Below are 16,660 nucleotides of genomic sequence, written 5' to 3' on the forward strand. Positions count from 1 at the left end.
ATAAGGAGGGCTAGCCTCCTTATTGGTGTAGTAGGCTTAAAGTAGAGTTACTTTAGAAGGCCCACTTCTTTGTAGTATTTTGCTGCGCCTGGGTGAAGAGGGATAGAGATACCCGCTTTAACCATGTCTTCTTTTTTCAGGTTAGCAAATGCTGGGTGTAGGCGTTTGAAAGTGTCAAAGTTTTCAAATACTGCCTTAGCAACGTTGTATGCAACTTCTTCAGAAACGTCTGAAGTTGTTACCATAGTAGCTGCAACACCGAAGCTGTTTACGTCAGCGTCAGTACCACGGTACATACCAGCAGGAACTGTGCTGTAAGCGTAGTATGGGTTTTCAGCTACGATCTTGTCGATCTGTGGACCTGTTGCTGAAACCAGTTTTGCATCACAAGACGTTGTTGCTTCTTTGATTGATCCGTTCGGGTGACCAACCATGTAGATGAATGCATCAATCTTGTTATCACAAAGTGCTTGTGAACGCTCAGAACCTTTAAGTTCAGAAGCAAGCTTGAAGCTGTCGTTAGTCCAGCCCATAGCGTCCATTACAACACCCATCGTTGCACGGTCACCAGAACCTGGGTTACCAATGTTTACACGCTTACCTGCTAGGTCAGACACATTGTTGATGCCAGCATCAGTACGAGCGATGATGTTGAACGGTTCTGTATGTAGAGAGAACATCGCGCGAAGTTTCTTGTATTCGCCCTGATCTTTGAACTTACTTGTACCGTTGTAGCCGTGGTATTGCCAGTCCGATTGAACAACACCGAAATCTAGTTCACCAGCACGGATGGTGTTAACGTTGTAGATTGAACCACCAGTAGACTCTACAGAACAACGAATGTTGTGGTCTTTGCGGCCCTTGTTCACTAGCTTACAAATCGCACCACCAGTTGGGTAGTAAACACCCGTAACTGAACCAGTACCAATCGTGATGAACTCTTGAGCGTTAACAGCGCCAGCGCCCATTACAGCAGCTGCAATAGCACCAACTTTAATAAGTTTGGTAAATGCCATGAATTTCCCTTCCTTTATTCATTATTAACCCTGAAACAAGTGTAGTTGCTTCAGGAGTTTCCTATTTGGAAACGGCACCTTTTTCAATCCATGTGATGAAAAAGTGGCTGAATAATATCAAAAATTGGCAGAAAATTACTCGAATGTTAAAAGATATAGCTGAAAAATCTAACAAATGATGTCTGGATCTCGTGTTTGATTTACTACTGAGTTTTTTAAAATCAATAGTTTAGTGTGATTTTGGAAGGGAGGTATGGATATTCGAGGATGTGATTTGGATCACGAAGCAAATAGATACTCGTGATCCAACAGTAAGGTTGATAATTATGAAACAGAGATCAATTATCCTGCGTATTCAAACAGTTCGCACACTGAATCAAACAGTTGCTTAGTGGTAACCGATAACGTTGGGGTAATGAAGATAGTATCATCACCTGCGACTACGCCCAGTATGCCTTCCGACTTACCTAGTGAGTCTAATAAACGCGCAATCAGCTGAGCCGCACCAGGACCTGTGTGTATCACCACCAATGCATTGTTGTGGTCAATATCTAGTACTAATTCTCGTAAAGAGCTAGAAACGGTCGGAACACCTAGCTCAGCAGGAAGACAGTAAACCATCTCCATTTTTGCGTTACGAGTTCGAACGGCACCAAACTTGGTTAACATACGCGAGACTTTAGACTGGTTGATGCTTTCAAAACCTTCGTGTTTTAGAGCATCCACAATTTCGCCTTGTGAGCCAAAACGTTCTTCTTTTAGTAAGGCTTTAAATGCACGAACTAAGTTGTCTTGCTTTTCTGTATTGCGCATATGTCATTCTTATTCATTAACAAAGATGTTTGCATATTCTCGCATACATATTCAATTTTAGCCAAAACATCCCTGTAATTTGTTAGTCATATCACTGTAAATATTTAATGGAATAATGTGTTATTTGCGACGACTTATTTTGTTATTTCAGTCGATTATCGCCATAATGCGAACTTGCTGTGTAGCACGGTTTTATTGACTTGCGCGAAGTCGCAAAGCTAGCGTTAATTGATTGTAATCACTTTGTGATTAATATAGTTTTTTAACTTAGATTTAGCTCAAGAATCACCCTACAAAGAATCTATAAGAGAAAGCTCTCAAGGAGAATAACAATGAAAGTAGCTGTTATTGGTGCCGCTGGTGGCATCGGTCAAGCCCTAGCCCTACTACTTAAGAACCGCCTACCTGCTGGTTCAGACCTTGCACTTTACGACATCGCTCCGGTAACACCGGGTGTTGCTGCCGATCTTAGCCATATCCCAACGCCTGTTTCGATCAAAGGTTACGCGGGTGAAGATCCAACACCAGCACTCGAAGGTGCGGATGTTGTACTTATTTCAGCGGGTGTTGCTCGTAAGCCTGGTATGGATCGTGCGGATCTTTTCAATGTGAACGCTGGCATTGTTAAGTCTCTTGCAGAGAAAATCGCAGTTACTTGTCCGACTGCTTGTGTTGGTATCATTACTAACCCAGTAAACACAACAGTGCCAATCGCGGCTGAAGTACTGAAGAAAGCGGGCGTTTACGACAAGCGTCGTCTATTCGGTATTACGACTCTTGATGTGATTCGTTCTGAAACGTTCGTTGCTGAACTAAAAGACAAAGATCCAGGCGACATCCGTGTTCCTGTTATCGGTGGTCACTCAGGCGTAACGATTCTTCCTCTACTTTCTCAAGTTGAAGGCGTAGAGTTCACTGATGAAGAAATTGCAGCGCTAACGACTCGCATCCAAAATGCAGGTACTGAAGTAGTAGAAGCTAAAGCTGGCGGCGGCAGTGCGACACTGTCTATGGGTCAAGCGGCTTGTCGTTTCGGTCTTGCACTAGTTAAAGCACTTCAAGGTGAAGAAAACGTGATTGAATGTGCATACGTTGAAGGTGAAGGCGAGCACGCTCCATTCTTCGCACAGCCAGTTAAACTAGGCAAAGAGGGCGCTGAAGCGATCCTTAGCTACGGTGAGCTAAGTGACTTCGAACGTAACGCTTTAGATAGCATGCTTGAAACGCTAAATGGTGACATCGAGATTGGTGTTGAATTCGCTAAATAAGCGAAACGCTATTTAACTCAGACTTAAGCTAATTAATAAGGGCCGGTCATTATGATCGGCTTTTTTGATCCTGAAGTTCAAGCTACTCGTATTTAGCTTTACAATTAATGTGAAGGTAAATGTTATGGCTACTGTTCAGAAGGGTATGAATGTCGAATATTTGGGGCACTTAGGAAAAGTATTGGTAATTGATGAGCAAGAGCAGTACGCGCTAGTAGAGACTTACAACGGGCATGAGCAGTACGCGGTGCCAATGGAAGAGCTTGAAGAGATTGAAGCACAACTGCCGTTATCATTAGAAGCCAGTCGATATTGAATTTGGCTCACCTACAAATATTTGTTGAAAACCAAAAAAAAGAGCCCTGAGGCTCTTTTTGTTATTTATATAGAAGCTAGAAGCGAGTTGTCTATTAACCTGCTTACTTACTGCGTTTAACAGCTAAGTGTGCGAGCGTGGTTAGCGCTTGCTTATATTCTGAGTCAGGAAGTACAGAAAGCTCAGCGATGGCTTTATCGGCCTCTTCGTAGGCTTTATTTGTTGTGTACTCTAAAGAGCCTGTCTCTTTCATTACAGCCATAATATCGTCAAGACGTTCCATGCCGTTCGCTTTCTCAATCGCTTCACGAATCATGCTTGCTTGTTCAGGAGAGCCATTATGCATTGCGTAAAGTAGAGGCAGTGTTGGTTTGCCTTCGGCTAGATCGTCACCAACGTTTTTACCCATCTCTTTACCATCTGCAGTGTAATCCATCACATCGTCAATCAGTTGGAAAGCGGTGCCTAGGTATTTACCATAGTTCTGCATTGCTGTTTCGATCTCTGGTGATGACTCAGTAAGAATCGCACCGATTTGGGTCGCAGCTTCGAACAAACGAGCAGTCTTAGAGTAGATCACCTGCATGTAGCTTTCTTCTGTGGTGTCTGGGTTATTGCAGTTCATTAATTGTTGAACTTCACCCTCGGCAATCACGTTTACCGCTTCACTCATTAACTCAAGGATCTTTAAGGATCCTAGCGTTGTCATCATTTGGAATGAGCGTGTGTAGATAAAGTCACCCACCAAAACGCTAGCGGCATTACCAAAAGCGGCATTGGCCGTCGCTTTACCACGTCTCATGTCCGATTCGTCGACAACGTCGTCATGAAGCAGGGTTGCGGTGTGAATAAACTCGATAAAGGCTGCAGAGGTGATATGAGCTTCACCTTGGTAACCAAGTGCGCGGGCAGATAAAAGAGCAAGCAAAGGGCGTAGGCGCTTTCCACCACCGCTAACGATATAAAAACCAAGCTGGTTGATTAAACTTACGTCAGAATTAAGTTGGGCTTGAATTGTTTCATTCACTTTTGCCATATCATTGGCAGTAAGCGTTTGGATAGCTTTAAAATCCATTGTTCATCCGGCTGAAGTTAGACCCTGTAAGGCTTATACGTTGTATTCAATTGTTGAATAATACACTAAAAAACGTTGATTAATACATCGCTAAAGGGCATGATTGCCACACTTTTCTTTGGCGAACAGGTTTTCGCCAATTTTTTAAAAATATGACTTGTCATAGCGCCATGATTCCCGTAGAATCTGCGCCCTATTGATTAGTTTAGCGCACACCCGAGTTGTACAATTAACAACCATAGGCTGTGCGGAAAAAGCGGAGTAAAATATGTACGCTGTTTTCCAATCTGGTGGCAAACAACACCGAGTAAGCGAAGGTCAAACACTTCGTTTAGAGAAATTAGACGTTGAAACTGGTGCAACTGTTGAATTTGATAAAGTTCTTCTTGTTGCTAACGGCGAAGAAATCGCTGTTGGTGCACCTCTTGTTGAAGGTGGCAAGGTTACTGCAGAAGTAGTACAACACGGTCGTGGCGATAAAGTAAAAATCGTTAAGTTCCGTCGTCGTAAGCACTCGCGTAAGCAAGCTGGTCACCGTCAGTGGTTCACTGAAGTGAAAATCACTGGCATTAACGCTTAAGTATTAGGAGAGTTTAACAATGGCACATAAAAAAGCTGGCGGTTCTACTAATAACGGCCGCGATTCAGAAAGCAAACGTCTTGGTGTTAAGCGTTTTGGTGGTGAATCTGTTCTTGCAGGTAACATCATCGTTCGTCAACGTGGTACTAAGTTCCACGCTGGCACAAACGTTGGCATCGGTAAAGACCACACTCTTTTCGCTCTTACTGAAGGTAAAGTGAAATTTGCTGTTAAAGGTCCTAAAAACCGTAAGTTTGTAAGCATCGAAGCTGAGTAATTTAATCTTTAACTAGATTATTTTATTAGCTTTCAAGCTGAATTCAAAAGCCCTGCCGATTCGGCAGGGTTTTTTATTTATAGCAAGAATAAAAAAGCAGACGCTCTTGTTTTGGTTTTGAGAAGCCGTTTTATTTTTTGATAAACAGATTAGTTTTTAAGAAGCCGTTTGTTTTTAAGAAATAAGAAGCAAAGAACCTCTCCTTATTTGTTCCTTGGTTGCAGGTCGGCCTAGATCTTAGGTGATCGATCTAAACACGGATCTGCTAGAATTTATATCACTCCTTGATGAGTGGTAACGCAACGTAAGTGCGGAGTTAAAAAATGAAATTCGTTGATGAAGCGGTAGTAAAAATAGAAGCCGGTGATGGCGGTAATGGTACAGTTAGCTTTTGGCGCGAAAAATTCGTCGCTAAAGGTGGTCCTGATGGCGGCGACGGTGGTGACGGCGGTGATGTTTACATCCAAGCGGATGAGAACTTAAACACACTGATCGATTACCGTTTCCAACGTTTTTACAATGCAGAGCGTGGCGAGAATGGTCGCGGCGGTAACTGTACTGGTAAACGTGGTAAAGACATTACGCTGAAAGTACCAGTTGGTACGCGTGCAGTTGATATCCACACCAACGAAATCGTTGCTGAAGTTGCTGAACACGGCAAGAAAGTAATGGTTGGTAAAGGTGGTTGGCACGGTCTTGGTAACACACGTTTTAAATCGTCTGTTAACCGCGCTCCTCGTCAAAAGACAATGGGTACTAAAGGCGAAGTTCGTGAACTGCGTTTAGAGCTTCTTCTATTAGCTGACGTTGGTATGCTTGGCCTACCAAACGCAGGTAAATCTACTTTTATTCGTTCAGTATCTGCTGCGAAACCAAAAGTGGCTGATTACCCGTTCACTACTTTGATCCCAAGCTTGGGTGTGGTAAGTGTTGTCCCTGAAAAGAGCTTCGTTGTTGCCGATATCCCAGGACTAATCGAAGGCGCAGCTGATGGCGCTGGCCTTGGTATCCGATTCCTTAAGCACCTTGAGCGTTGTCGTGTTCTTCTGCATATGATCGACATTATGCCGATCGATCAATCTGATCCTATTCAGAATGCACTAACGATCATCGATGAGCTTGAGCAATACAGTGAAAAAGTTTCACAAAAACCTCGCTGGTTAGTGTTCAATAAAGTTGACCTAATGCCAGAAGACGAAGCAGACGAAAAGATTCAAGAAATCATCGATGCTTTGGGCTGGGAAGGCGAGTACTTCAAGATCTCTGCTGTGAATAAAATCGGCACCAAAGATCTTTGCTTCAAACTAGGTGAGTTTATGGAAAACCTACCTCGTGAAGTTGTAGAAGTTGAAGAAGAAGAAAAAGTAGACTTTATGTGGGATGACTACCATAAAGATGCGATGAGCGGTAAGAATGTCGTTACTGAAGATGACGACGATTGGGACGATTGGGATGACGAAGAGGATGACGGCCATGTTATCTATGTTCGTGACTAATCCTCTTAGTTTCTCATAACGCATCGGTCGCTTCTTACAAGTACACTGATAGTTTTATTAAACCGCAATGAAAATTGCGGTTTTTTTGTATCTAAATCATGACGTCTTACTGTTTTTTATGCAAAATTTATCTTTAGATAATTAACGCCTATGGGAAGGAAATCATGGCATCAAAGCAAAGAGCGATCTCAAGACTCGTCGCTCAATCAGGACAAATGTTATTGGCGCACGGGGCAGAGAGCACACTGGTCGGCGATATCATGCGTCGCATCGGTATTGCTTGTGGGGTGAATGAGGTTGAAGTCGCACTGTCAGCCAATGCGCTTGTTGTAACTACCGTAATGGATGATCACTGTATTACCACTACTCGAAGTTGTGCTGATCGTGGCATTAACATGCAGGTTATCACCGACATTCAACGCATTTGCATCATGATGGAGAAGGGAATTCTCGATTATGATTTGGCGTATAAAAAGATTCAAAACATCAGCCCCGAGCGCTACAACCGTTGGTTAGTGGTTGTGATGATAGGGTTGTCGTGCGCCTCTTTTAGCCACCTTGCGGGCGGAGACTGGCAAGTCTTCATGATGACTTTTATTGCTTCAGCTTGCGGTATGATCGTCAGGCAAGAGATTGGGCACCGCCATTTCAATCCGCTATTAAACTTTGCTATCACAGCATTCGTTACCACGACCATTTCAGCTCAAGCCGTACTTTACAATATTGGCGGCCAACCCACGATCGTGATGGCTTCATCTGTATTAATGTTAGTACCTGGTTTTCCTCTGATTAACTCCGTCGCTGATATGCTTAAAGGCCATATTAATATGGGGTTAGCGCGCTTTACCATGGCCAGCTTATTAACTCTGGCGACGAGCTTGGGCATTGTCGCGGCGATGAGTCTATCAGATGTTTGGGGGTGGGCAAGCTAATGAGTATTTTCGAACTGTTTTTAGGTCTGCTCAACGATATGTTTTTCGCCGCTATTCCTGCGGTTGGGTTTGCATTGGTGTTTAACGTTCCGCAACGTGCTTTAATTTATTGTGCACTCGGTGGTTCTATCGGTCATGGTAGCCGGTATCTGATGATGCACTTTGGTATTCCAATCGAATGGGCGACGTTCTTCGCCGCAACCGTGGTTGGTATGATAGGGGTTCATTGGTCACATAAACTGTTAGCACATCCGAAGGTGTTTACGGTTGCAGCTCTAATTCCTATGGTGCCAGGTGTGTTCGCCTTCAAGGCGATGATTGCGATGGTGGAGATTAACAGGGCAGGCTACACGCCTGAGTTGTTGGCAATGTTGATGGAGAACTTTTTAAAATCGATGTTCATTATCGCAGGGTTGGCGGTTGGCTTAGCTGTGCCAGGGCTGTTATTCTATCGCCGTAGACCTATCGTTTAGCGTTAATTTTCTTTTTAGGGACAGGACTTTCGATTTATGATCATCAGCATGATAGCGGCAATGGCAAACAACCGTATAATTGGTAAAGACAATCAGATGCCTTGGCATTTACCTGCGGATTTTGCATGGTTTAAACGCTCGACTATGGGTAAACCAGTCGTGATGGGACGTAAGACCTACGATTCTATTGGACGCCCTTTGCCGGGTCGGTTGAATGTCGTAATCAGCCGTGATGAGAGTTTAAAGATTGAAGGTGTAACGACGGTAACTTCTATTGAACAGGCTCTAGAGCTACTCAGTGATGTTGAAGAGGTGATGATCATTGGTGGCGGCTCTATTTATGAGAGCTGCTTACCTAAAGCGGACAAGTTGTATCTGACTTACATCGATTTCGCCGTCGATGGAGATACACAATTTCCTGACTGGGGTGAAGGTTGGAAGCAGAGCTTTAACGAGAGCTATCAAGCTGACGAGAAAAACAAACACAACATGGAGTTTGTGATTCTCGAGCGTTAACTGTGGTTATCAATAGCTAGTCTCTGAAAAATGCTTGCGTTACCCTACCAAGGTAGCGCAAGTTTCTCGTATCTTTATAGCGCTTTCTGAGTGAAAAACTGTTTATCTTCCCAGCGAAGAATTGTCAATTCACCTCCCCAGACGCATCCAGTATCAAGTCCAATTACGTCTTTTCCGTTATAGCCTTCAAGCGCAGCCCAGTGTCCAAAAACAACGGTTTTATCGAGCTTTATGCGTTGCGGAAGGTCAAACCATGGCACTAATGGTTCATCGGTAATCTCATTCGGTGGTAGCTTACATGCCATGTCGAGACGGCCATCTTCAAAACAGAAACGCATTCTTGTCAGGCTATTGATCGCATAGCGATAGCGCTCAATATCATGTAAATCCTGATGCCATAAATCAGGCGCGTTGCTGTACATGTTTTCGATTAGCCATTGCCATTTATCGGACTTTAACAAGGATACGATCTCTCGATTTTCAACACGTGCTCTTTCTAGATTCCACTGCGGTGAGATACCCGCATGGCACATCACGAACTCTGGGTGTTCTTGAAGCAAAGGCTGTTGTCTTAACCATTCGATTAGCAGTTCACGATCTTCAGCATCAAGAATCGCTTGAGTCTTATCTTTTGGTTTCGCTGGAAATAGTCCTAAGGACACCGCCAGAAGATGTAAGTCGTGGTTGCCTAATACAACCTTAGCTGCGTCACCAAGGCTACGAATAAAGCGTAGCGTCTCCAATGATTTAGGGCCTCGAGCAACTAAGTCTCCAGCGACCCATAAAGTATCTTGGTGTTTATCAAAGTTGATGGTTTCAAGCAGTAATTGAAGTTCGTCGAAGCACCCTTGGATGTCTCCGACAATATAATTCGACACAATAATTTCCTATAGATACGGATGTACGGCTAATTAAGAATATTAGGGATTGCGAGTCTGAATGGGTCAACTTCGGTAATAAAATCAATGCCCTTGTTATCGGTCATCACATAGTGACCTTGCATAACGCCAACAGGGGTTTCGATGACCGTACCACTTGTGTAGGTGTACTCGTCGTTGGCTTCAATCACGGGTTGTTGACCAACTACACCATCACCCTCAATGGTGAGCTGCTTGCCGTTAGAGTCGGTAATTAACCAGCGGCGAGACATAAGTTGCACCGTTGTTTTACTTAGATTTTTGATGGTAATAATGTAGGCGAAGACATAACGATTCTTCGTTGGCTCAGATTGTTCTTCTATGTACTTAGAGTGAACCTGGCATTTGATACAAGGCGTAGATATATCCATATTCGCACCTTTTGTTGTTGATATACTTAATGTAATTAAAGTATTACATAAAAAAGGCTCCTAACCGAAGTGTAGGAGCCTTTTTTATTTATTTGTCAGCGTTATGACTGTCGTACAACCAGTTTGCCATGTCGACAAACTGCTCGAGCGTTAAGTTCTCAGGACGCATGCTTGGGTTGATACCTAGCTCTTCAAGCACTTCCTTATCGATTAAGCTCTTGTAGCAGTTACGAACTGTTTTACGACGTTGGTTAAAGCCTTCACGACATACGCGATCTAGCCATTTCAGATCTTTTGCCGGATAAGGCAGCACTTCGTATGGCTGTAGGCGCACGACTGCTGAGTCTACTTTCGGTGGCGGAACGAAGGCCGTTGGTGGAACTTCTAACACAGGCGTTACTTTACAGTAGTATTGAGCCATTACAGTAAGACGACCGTAAGCTTTACTGCCAGGGCCAGCAGCTAGACGGTTAACCACTTCTTTTTGAAGCATAAAGTGCATGTCTTGCACGTCTTTATGGAATTCAAAAAGGTGGAACATCAATGGTGTAGAGATGTTATATGGCAAGTTACCAAAGATGCGTAGCTTATTGTTTGGCTTAACCAGTTCTTGGAAATCGAACTTCATCGCATCGCCTTCACGGATCGTTAGCTTGTCCGCAAGATCTGGATGGTTACGAAGACGTTCTGCAAGGTCTCTATCCAATTCGATAACAGTAAATTTATCGACAAGCTTACCCACAGGCTCAGTAATTGCGCCTAGACCAGGACCGATCTCTACCAAGTTTTGACCTGGTAGTGGGTTAATACTCGATACGATGCCATCAATAATGTATGGATCGTTAAGGAAGTTTTGACCAAAACGTTTACGCGCTTTGTGCCCTAAGTGGACATCATTTCTCATTGCTTTTTCTCTACTAATTCAATGGCGTGCGTGAGCGCTGTTCTAAAGCTCCCTGTATCGGCTTGGCCTTTCCCTGCCAAGTCTAAGGCGGTACCGTGGTCGACTGATGTGCGAATAAACGGTAAGCCAAGCGTGATGTTCACTGAGCGACCAAACCCTTTGTATTTCAATACCGGGAGTACTTGGTCGTGATACATACCTAAAACAGCATCTGCATCTTGCAAATATTTTTCATTAAAGATGGTGTCTGCTGGTAATGGGCCAACTAAATTGATGCCATCTTTTTGGCGAATTTTTTCTAGCGTCGGGGTGATAGTTTCAATCTCTTCACGCCCTAAACAACCATCTTCACCAGCATGTGGATTCAAGCCACACACATAGATAGTTGGTTTCTCAATAGCAAATTTTTCAACCAAGTCTTTATTTAGAATAGCAATAATTTGCTCTAATCTGTCTTCGGTCACAGCTTGAGATACATAAGCTAGTGGGATGTGCGTTGTTACTAGCGCAACACGCAGCCCTTCAGTTGCCAACATCATCACCACCAGTGGTGTATTGGACTTCTCTGCAAAGAACTCGGTATGGCCGCTAAAAGCAACGCCAGCTCGGTTAATTACACCCTTGTGAACGGGGCCGGTGACAATAGCATCAAATTCATCATTCATACAGCCAATTGCTGCGGTTTCTAAAGTATTTAATACGTAATGACCATTAGCCTCATTGAGTTGACCTGCAACTGCCGTTTCAGCAAGTGGAACGTGTTTCACTACCAGTGTGCCAGCGCGTTGCGGTTGCTTAGCTGCATTTGCATCGTAGTCCAGAAGATCGACTTCGATACCAAGAATTTTAGCTCGCTCGGATAGCAGTGTTTTATCAGCACAAACCACGAGTTGATGAGGCCAACTTTCTTGAGATAGAGCCAAAGTTAAATCTGGGCCTATCCCTGCTGGTTCACCTGCGGTTATGACAATACGTTTAGTTGTTGTCATCTTGGTCGTCCTCAACCATCTCAACAAAGGCACTTGCTCTTACTTCTTGTAGCCAAGCACCAGCTTCTTCGTTGAATTTACGGTTAAATAGAATTTGGTAAGCTTTGTTTTTCAAAGCTGAATCGGTACGGTCGACTTCGCGACGGTCTAGTACTTCAACAATGTGCCAACCGTGTACGGTTTTGAATGGCGCACTGATTTTGCCTTCTGGTAGCGTTTCTACTTGGTGTTTGAATTCTGGTACATACAAATCTGGTGTTTGGTAGCCTAGCTCACCATCTTGTACTGCAGAACCTGGATCTTGGCTGTATTGCTGTGCAAGGTCGCCAAAGCTCGCTTCACCTGTGTTTACGCGGCGCGTGATCTCTTCAAGTTGTTCTTTCGCGCCATCGTCACTCAAGATTACGGTTGGCTTAATCAAGATATGACGAGCATTCACTTCCGTTACTGCTACGGTTTCTAAGCCTTTCACATCTTCAATTTTTAGAATGTGGAAACCTACACCGCTACGGAAAGGACCGATGATGCTGCCTTTATTTTGCATTTTGATCTGGTCAGCAAAAATGGTTGGCATCTCTTCTTTACGCATCCAACCCCAATCACCACCTTGCAGCGCTTTAGGACCCTTAGAGTAAGTATATGCCATGGTGCTGAAATCTTTGCCTGAGTTCAGTTCTTCAACCAGTTCAGTAGCTTGAGCTTCTAACTCTTCTTTGGTTTGGTCATCATTAAAGCGCAGTTGAATGTGGCCAATTTTATATTGAACGGTCGCGTTAGTCTCTTGCGCTAAGATATCTGCTAGGTTATCAACTTCCGCAGGAAGAATATTGATACGGCGACGAACTAAGGCGTTACGAGCTTCACTTGCTGCAATCTCTTTTCTTACTTGCTCTCGAAATGCATTGTAGCTAAGGCCTTCTTCAGCAACCGATGCGGTAAGTTGTTCTACCGTTTGGTTGTTGTCTTTAGCGATACCTTCAATTGCTTGATCAAGTCGAGCATCATCAATACGAACACCGATACGTTCTGCTTCTTGAGTTTGAATAGTATCGATGATCAGTTTTTCTAGTACTTGCTCATTGAGCACATCTTGCGATGGCAGTGTTTGACCGCTTTTTTTTGCGTTGGCACGCAGTGTCTTCATCGAAGCATCGATGTCGCTTTGTAAGATAACGCCTTCGTTAACGATAACTTTTACGCTGTCTAGCTCAACCGGTGCTGCAAAGCTTGTTGATAAAGTACAAGTCGCTGCAATAGCAATTAATGTGCGTTTCCACAATGTCATGTGTAATCCTTTAAATTTACTGATTTCTTATCAGTAAAGAAAATTAGTTGTTTAAGAAGAATGGGCGACCGTAGCTCAATGAGTTATCAGAACTGCTATCCCCAACAGCGCCTGAATCAGAGCCTAAGTTAGTACCAAAGCCGATAATACCGAAATTCACACCAAAGTTATTTTCATATTCAGGCGTGACATTTGGATCACTAATGTTATTTGTCAGCTGGTTACTATACGTAAATCCGATATACCAACAATCGGATTTATAGTTCAAGCGAGCCAACCATTCTAGATTTTCTTGTGTGGTTAAATCATAGAAATATTGAGCACTGGCATTCCACTTCCGCGAAATCTGGTAAGCACCAAGTAAGCCTGCTTGTGAGATACCATCTCTAGTTATGGATGATACGTCAAAATCTACAGTTTCATTTATGTACTCTTCTGTTACATAGCGGTAGTTGGTTTGTATATAGCCGCCGGCAAAACGGTACTCAATGGTACTGTTAGCAAGTTGCATCGAAGATGAATCAATGTCGTATTGCACACCGCCATGGTAGAAAAGGTAATCATCGTAGTTGAAATCCATTTCAATAGCCCAAGACGAATAATTAGTTTTCTTATTAGAGTCGTCGTTGTCTAAAGTCTGTTTTGTATCTTTATCAAAATAGAAAATTTGACCAAAAGATATGTTTAAGCGCTCTCGGTACTCATCATCAAAAAAGCGAGATGATGCGCCATAGCTAATTTGATTTGCTGACGCAATGCGGTCTACACCACTGTATTTACGGCTTCTAAATAGGCCGTAGTAATCGGTCTGCAGTAGTGTCGTATCGTAAAGACCAATGTCACTTTGATCTTCTTCTGGTACGTAAAGATACTGAACTTGAGGTTCGAGTGTTTGAGTGTAATTGCCCACAATTTTTGTATCACGTTCAAGAACGATACCTGCGTGGCTTCTAAACTCTGGAATAACTCGGCTTACCGATTCTTCTAAGCCTTCATAATCAGAACCCGCACCTGTATCAACGCCATCAAGGTCTTGTTGATAGTAAGTACCAAGTAGTCGAGCTTCTGTTGTCCAAGTACCCCAAGTATTGCCTACAGGAATGGTAATGCCAGGTTCCACGTGAATACGGTTCGCAGATGGTTTACCTGCAGCGTCGGTATCAAATATTGAGACATGACTGATCATGTCGAAATCTAAATACTCCATCACTTCAGGAGCATAGTAATTGTACTCTAGCTGTGGCATTAGGCGGTAAGGTAGGTTATTGCTTGTAGTCAGAACTTGGAAATCTCGAACAAGTACCGATGCATCCCAGTTTTGGGAACGGTATGTCGCTCGGCCTTCCTGAAGTAGTTGGCCATCTTCACGGTTACCAATACCAGAACTTAGATCGGTAAAGTAATCAATATCACTGACTTTTGAATAGTCGACTTCAAACAACCACGATTGCTGGAATATCCCTGAATGTTGGAGTTGAGCACCCCAACGGTCACCTTTTTCTGAGTATTTTTTGTCATCCGGCAAATATTCAGACTCGATACTACCTGAGCCAAAATCGCTCAAGTAACGGAATTTACTATTAAGTTGAGTGCCACGTTCTTGCATGTACTTGAAGGTAGTTTCCAAATCGTAGTCTGGTGCTAAGTTCCAATAAACAGGAATTTCAGCTTCAAAACCATCGCTTGAACCATACGAAACTGTTGGGTACAAGAAACCGGTTTTACGTGTATCACCCACCGGTACTGTTAAGTAAGGTAAGTAAAAGACGGGAACACTTTGGATTTCAAAACGTGGATTATAAAAAGTGGCTTGTTCTTCGTCTTGGTCGACACTGATGCTCGATGCTCTTAGACGCCAAGCATTATCGCCGATAGGGCAAGAGGTAATGGAGCCATCTTCAATCTCATAAACCGCTTTACCTGTTTTTGCTATATAAACAGCATCTCCGCGACCGGGCTCGCAAAGGAATTCGTAATCGGTGTTCTCAAGCGTCATTTCATCTGTAGTCAGATTATTGGTCGCTCTGTCTGAGATAGATTTGATTTGACCATCACTAAAGTTTACGTTGCCTTCAGCTACAACGATATTTTCTTGTTGGTGCAGGGTTACGTTATCGGCAAGGATGGTCTTGTTCCCTTGCGTAACGACTACGTCACCTGAATATATTGCTTTGTCACCATTGATAGCTTCTAAGCGATCTGACTCAACATGAGCGGGTAGCTGTGTCTCGTTTTCTGCAGCGGGCTCGATCAAGCATTGATCTATAGAGGGCATTTCCTGCACACTACTATCGGTGATTGTTTCAGCTTGAGTTGTCGACACGTATAACGCCGTACTTATAGACGCGGCTAACAAGGTGCGGGAAAAAGATTGCATGAAGTTGAACTATCCTGTGTCACTAGATGAAGGGTTGATCTAGTATCAATCCAATTAATAAAGCATTTTCCTTATGATAAAGGAAATAATAGCATTCAGCATCATCAGACAGCATTACTCAGATAAAATTCATAGATAGAGAACACATAATGCAAATATTTGGCAAAATTTTGGGCGCGTTTTTTGGCTTTTTATTTGGAGGGCCACTCGGTTTAGTTTTTGGTCTGTTTTTAGGACACCAATTCGATAAAGCTCGCGGATTGAACCAATCAGGCTTCAATAGCTCTGGTTTTGGTTTTGGTCGAGGTCCAAGCCAAGCAGAAAGACAGAACGAGTTTTTTAAATCCGCTTTTGCGGTTATGGGGCACGTTGCTAAAGCGAAAGGGCAGGTAACGCCAGAAGAGATTCAACTCGCTTCTACCATGATGGAGCGTATGAACCTGCATGGCGAACAGCGTAAAGCAGCGCAAGATGCATTCCGTGACGGCAAAGAGAGCGACTTCCCTCTGAACGACGTACTTGAGCGAGTTAAAATCTCATCGGGTGGTCGTTTTGATCTTCTGCAGTTCTTTCTAGAGCTTCAGGTATCTGCCGCATTTGCGGATGGAAGTTTGCACCCGAGTGAACGTCAAGTTCTGCATAAAATAGCGCAAGGGCTTGGGTTTTCGGCAGCACAACTAGAACGCCGCTTGCAGATGCAAGAAGCTGCGTTCCGTTTCCAACAGCAAGGTGGAAGCTTTGGTGGCCATCAGGGGCATGGGCAATCATCAGGTTGGCAACAGGCTTCGCAACAGAACCAACTTGGCGACGCATATAAGGTTCTTGGTGTGAGTGAAAGTGCTGACGGTAAAGAGGTGAAGAAAGCCTACCGCAAGCTGATGAATGAACATCACCCAGATAAACTGATGGCGAAGGGCTTACCGCCTGAGATGATGAATGTTGCGAAAGAGAAATCGCAAGAAATTCAGAATGCTTATGACCTGATAAAGAAAGTAAAAGGTTTTAAGTAATTGAACACTAAACCGAGTAATAACAAAGTTACTCGGTTTTTTATT

The 16,660-nt window shown here is 43.5% G+C and carries 18 protein-coding genes; 9 read left to right on the forward strand and 9 right to left on the reverse strand.

The window, feature by feature from the left end; translation table 11 throughout:
- Positions 1-47: 47 nt before the first annotated feature.
- Entirely contained in the window at positions 48-1,016 is a 969-nt protein-coding gene (locus AB6E30_RS00210) for a TAXI family TRAP transporter solute-binding subunit (protein WP_017061374.1), read from the reverse strand.
- Between the two features lie 342 nt (positions 1,017-1,358).
- Entirely contained in the window at positions 1,359-1,829 is a 471-nt protein-coding gene (argR, locus tag AB6E30_RS00215) for a transcriptional regulator ArgR (protein ID WP_004740827.1), read from the reverse strand.
- A gap of 332 nt (positions 1,830-2,161) precedes the next feature.
- Between argR and mdh the strand changes: the two genes are divergently transcribed.
- Positions 2,162-3,097, forward strand: coding sequence for a malate dehydrogenase (mdh, locus tag AB6E30_RS00220; protein ID WP_009847834.1), 936 nt, complete (start codon positions 2,162-2,164; stop codon positions 3,095-3,097).
- A gap of 124 nt (positions 3,098-3,221) precedes the next feature.
- Positions 3,222-3,413, forward strand: a complete 192-nt coding sequence (locus AB6E30_RS00225; RefSeq protein WP_017061375.1) for a hypothetical protein — start codon at positions 3,222-3,224, stop codon at positions 3,411-3,413.
- Positions 3,414-3,516: 103 nt separating this feature from the next.
- Here the strand turns inward: AB6E30_RS00225 and ispB are convergent, their stop codons facing one another.
- Positions 3,517-4,488, reverse strand: coding sequence for an octaprenyl diphosphate synthase (gene ispB / locus AB6E30_RS00230; RefSeq protein ID WP_017061376.1), 972 nt, complete (start codon positions 4,486-4,488; stop codon positions 3,517-3,519).
- A 268-nt stretch (positions 4,489-4,756) separates the two neighbouring features.
- Here ispB and rplU point away from each other — a divergent pair, with 268 nt between their 5' ends.
- The 6 genes from rplU (at position 4,757) to folA (ending at position 8,762) form a co-directional block, all read left to right on the forward strand.
- Entirely contained in the window at positions 4,757-5,068 is a 312-nt protein-coding gene (gene rplU / locus AB6E30_RS00235) for a 50S ribosomal protein L21 (RefSeq protein WP_004740823.1), read from the forward strand.
- A 19-nt stretch (positions 5,069-5,087) separates the two neighbouring features.
- Positions 5,088-5,345, forward strand: a complete 258-nt coding sequence (gene rpmA, locus AB6E30_RS00240; RefSeq protein WP_004735905.1) for a 50S ribosomal protein L27 — start codon at positions 5,088-5,090, stop codon at positions 5,343-5,345.
- Between the two features lie 323 nt (positions 5,346-5,668).
- Complete coding sequence (gene cgtA, locus AB6E30_RS00245; protein ID WP_017061377.1) at positions 5,669-6,841, forward strand: Obg family GTPase CgtA; 1,173 nt, start codon at positions 5,669-5,671, stop codon at positions 6,839-6,841.
- Positions 6,842-7,005: 164 nt separating this feature from the next.
- Complete coding sequence (locus AB6E30_RS00250; RefSeq protein ID WP_017061378.1) at positions 7,006-7,773, forward strand: threonine/serine exporter ThrE family protein; 768 nt, start codon at positions 7,006-7,008, stop codon at positions 7,771-7,773.
- Positions 7,773-8,246 carry a threonine/serine exporter family protein gene (locus AB6E30_RS00255; RefSeq protein WP_017062945.1) on the forward strand — a complete coding sequence of 158 codons (474 nt, stop codon included), beginning with the start codon at positions 7,773-7,775 and terminating at the stop codon, positions 8,244-8,246. Before AB6E30_RS00250 ends, AB6E30_RS00255 begins: the two co-directional genes overlap by 1 nt.
- Before the next feature lie 36 nt (positions 8,247-8,282).
- Entirely contained in the window at positions 8,283-8,762 is a 480-nt protein-coding gene (gene folA / locus AB6E30_RS00260) for a type 3 dihydrofolate reductase (RefSeq protein ID WP_017062944.1), read from the forward strand.
- Positions 8,763-8,836: 74 nt separating this feature from the next.
- Here the strand turns inward: folA and AB6E30_RS00265 are convergent, their stop codons facing one another.
- From AB6E30_RS00265 to lptD, 6 genes are all read right to left on the reverse strand, one after another.
- Positions 8,837-9,640, reverse strand: coding sequence for a symmetrical bis(5'-nucleosyl)-tetraphosphatase (locus AB6E30_RS00265; RefSeq protein WP_372102360.1), 804 nt, complete (start codon positions 9,638-9,640; stop codon positions 8,837-8,839).
- Positions 9,641-9,669: 29 nt separating this feature from the next.
- Positions 9,670-10,050, reverse strand: a complete 381-nt coding sequence (gene apaG, locus AB6E30_RS00270) for a Co2+/Mg2+ efflux protein ApaG (protein ID WP_004735899.1) — start codon at positions 10,048-10,050, stop codon at positions 9,670-9,672.
- Between the two features lie 88 nt (positions 10,051-10,138).
- Positions 10,139-10,954 carry a 16S rRNA (adenine(1518)-N(6)/adenine(1519)-N(6))-dimethyltransferase RsmA gene (rsmA, locus tag AB6E30_RS00275; RefSeq protein ID WP_017062942.1) on the reverse strand — a complete coding sequence of 272 codons (816 nt, stop codon included), beginning with the start codon at positions 10,952-10,954 and terminating at the stop codon, positions 10,139-10,141.
- Positions 10,951-11,943 (reverse strand): 4-hydroxythreonine-4-phosphate dehydrogenase PdxA, encoded by a 993-nt coding sequence (gene pdxA, locus AB6E30_RS00280; protein ID WP_017062941.1) that lies wholly within the window; start codon positions 11,941-11,943, stop codon positions 10,951-10,953. Before pdxA ends, rsmA begins: the two co-directional genes overlap by 4 nt.
- A complete protein-coding gene (surA, locus tag AB6E30_RS00285) occupies positions 11,930-13,228 on the reverse strand; it encodes a peptidylprolyl isomerase SurA (RefSeq protein ID WP_065584690.1) in 1,299 nt (432 codons plus the stop codon). Before surA ends, pdxA begins: the two co-directional genes overlap by 14 nt.
- Positions 13,229-13,271: 43 nt before the next feature.
- Positions 13,272-15,605, reverse strand: a complete 2,334-nt coding sequence (gene lptD / locus AB6E30_RS00290) for an LPS assembly protein LptD (protein ID WP_372102362.1) — start codon at positions 15,603-15,605, stop codon at positions 13,272-13,274.
- A 149-nt stretch (positions 15,606-15,754) separates the two neighbouring features.
- On the opposite strand from lptD, the gene djlA reads away from it, so the two are divergent.
- The gene (gene djlA, locus AB6E30_RS00295; RefSeq protein WP_372102364.1) at positions 15,755-16,615 is read left to right on the forward strand and encodes a co-chaperone DjlA; all 861 of its coding nucleotides are present in this window, start codon (positions 15,755-15,757) and stop codon (positions 16,613-16,615) included.
- Positions 16,616-16,660 lie beyond the last annotated feature (45 nt).

It is taken from the genome of Vibrio sp. 10N.247.311.12 (genome assembly GCF_041467515.1).
Taxonomy (GTDB): Bacteria; Pseudomonadota; Gammaproteobacteria; order Enterobacterales; family Vibrionaceae; genus Vibrio; species Vibrio crassostreae_C.

Bases quoted from the DNA above. Each gene is read 5' to 3' on its own strand.
- AB6E30_RS00210 (WP_017061374.1), bottom strand. From the start codon at position 1,016: ATGGCATTTACCAAACTTATTAAAGTTGGTGCTATTGCAGCTGCTGTA.
- AB6E30_RS00255 (WP_017062945.1), top strand. From the start codon at position 7,773: ATGAGTATTTTCGAACTGTTTTTAGGTCTGCTCAACGATATGTTTTTC.
- ispB (WP_017061376.1), bottom strand. From the start codon at position 4,488: ATGGATTTTAAAGCTATCCAAACGCTTACTGCCAATGATATGGCAAAA.
- mdh (WP_009847834.1), top strand. From the start codon at position 2,162: ATGAAAGTAGCTGTTATTGGTGCCGCTGGTGGCATCGGTCAAGCCCTA.
- apaG (WP_004735899.1), bottom strand. From the start codon at position 10,050: ATGGATATATCTACGCCTTGTATCAAATGCCAGGTTCACTCTAAGTAC.
- pdxA (WP_017062941.1), bottom strand. From the start codon at position 11,943: ATGACAACAACTAAACGTATTGTCATAACCGCAGGTGAACCAGCAGGG.
- rsmA (WP_017062942.1), bottom strand. From the start codon at position 10,954: ATGAGAAATGATGTCCACTTAGGGCACAAAGCGCGTAAACGTTTTGGT.
- cgtA (WP_017061377.1), top strand. From the start codon at position 5,669: ATGAAATTCGTTGATGAAGCGGTAGTAAAAATAGAAGCCGGTGATGGC.
- folA (WP_017062944.1), top strand. From the start codon at position 8,283: ATGATCATCAGCATGATAGCGGCAATGGCAAACAACCGTATAATTGGT.
- AB6E30_RS00250 (WP_017061378.1), top strand. From the start codon at position 7,006: ATGGCATCAAAGCAAAGAGCGATCTCAAGACTCGTCGCTCAATCAGGA.
- djlA (WP_372102364.1), top strand. From the start codon at position 15,755: ATGCAAATATTTGGCAAAATTTTGGGCGCGTTTTTTGGCTTTTTATTT.
- surA (WP_065584690.1), bottom strand. From the start codon at position 13,228: ATGACATTGTGGAAACGCACATTAATTGCTATTGCAGCGACTTGTACT.
- AB6E30_RS00225 (WP_017061375.1), top strand. From the start codon at position 3,222: ATGGCTACTGTTCAGAAGGGTATGAATGTCGAATATTTGGGGCACTTA.
- argR (WP_004740827.1), bottom strand. From the start codon at position 1,829: ATGCGCAATACAGAAAAGCAAGACAACTTAGTTCGTGCATTTAAAGCC.
- rplU (WP_004740823.1), top strand. From the start codon at position 4,757: ATGTACGCTGTTTTCCAATCTGGTGGCAAACAACACCGAGTAAGCGAA.
- lptD (WP_372102362.1), bottom strand. From the start codon at position 15,605: ATGCAATCTTTTTCCCGCACCTTGTTAGCCGCGTCTATAAGTACGGCG.
- rpmA (WP_004735905.1), top strand. From the start codon at position 5,088: ATGGCACATAAAAAAGCTGGCGGTTCTACTAATAACGGCCGCGATTCA.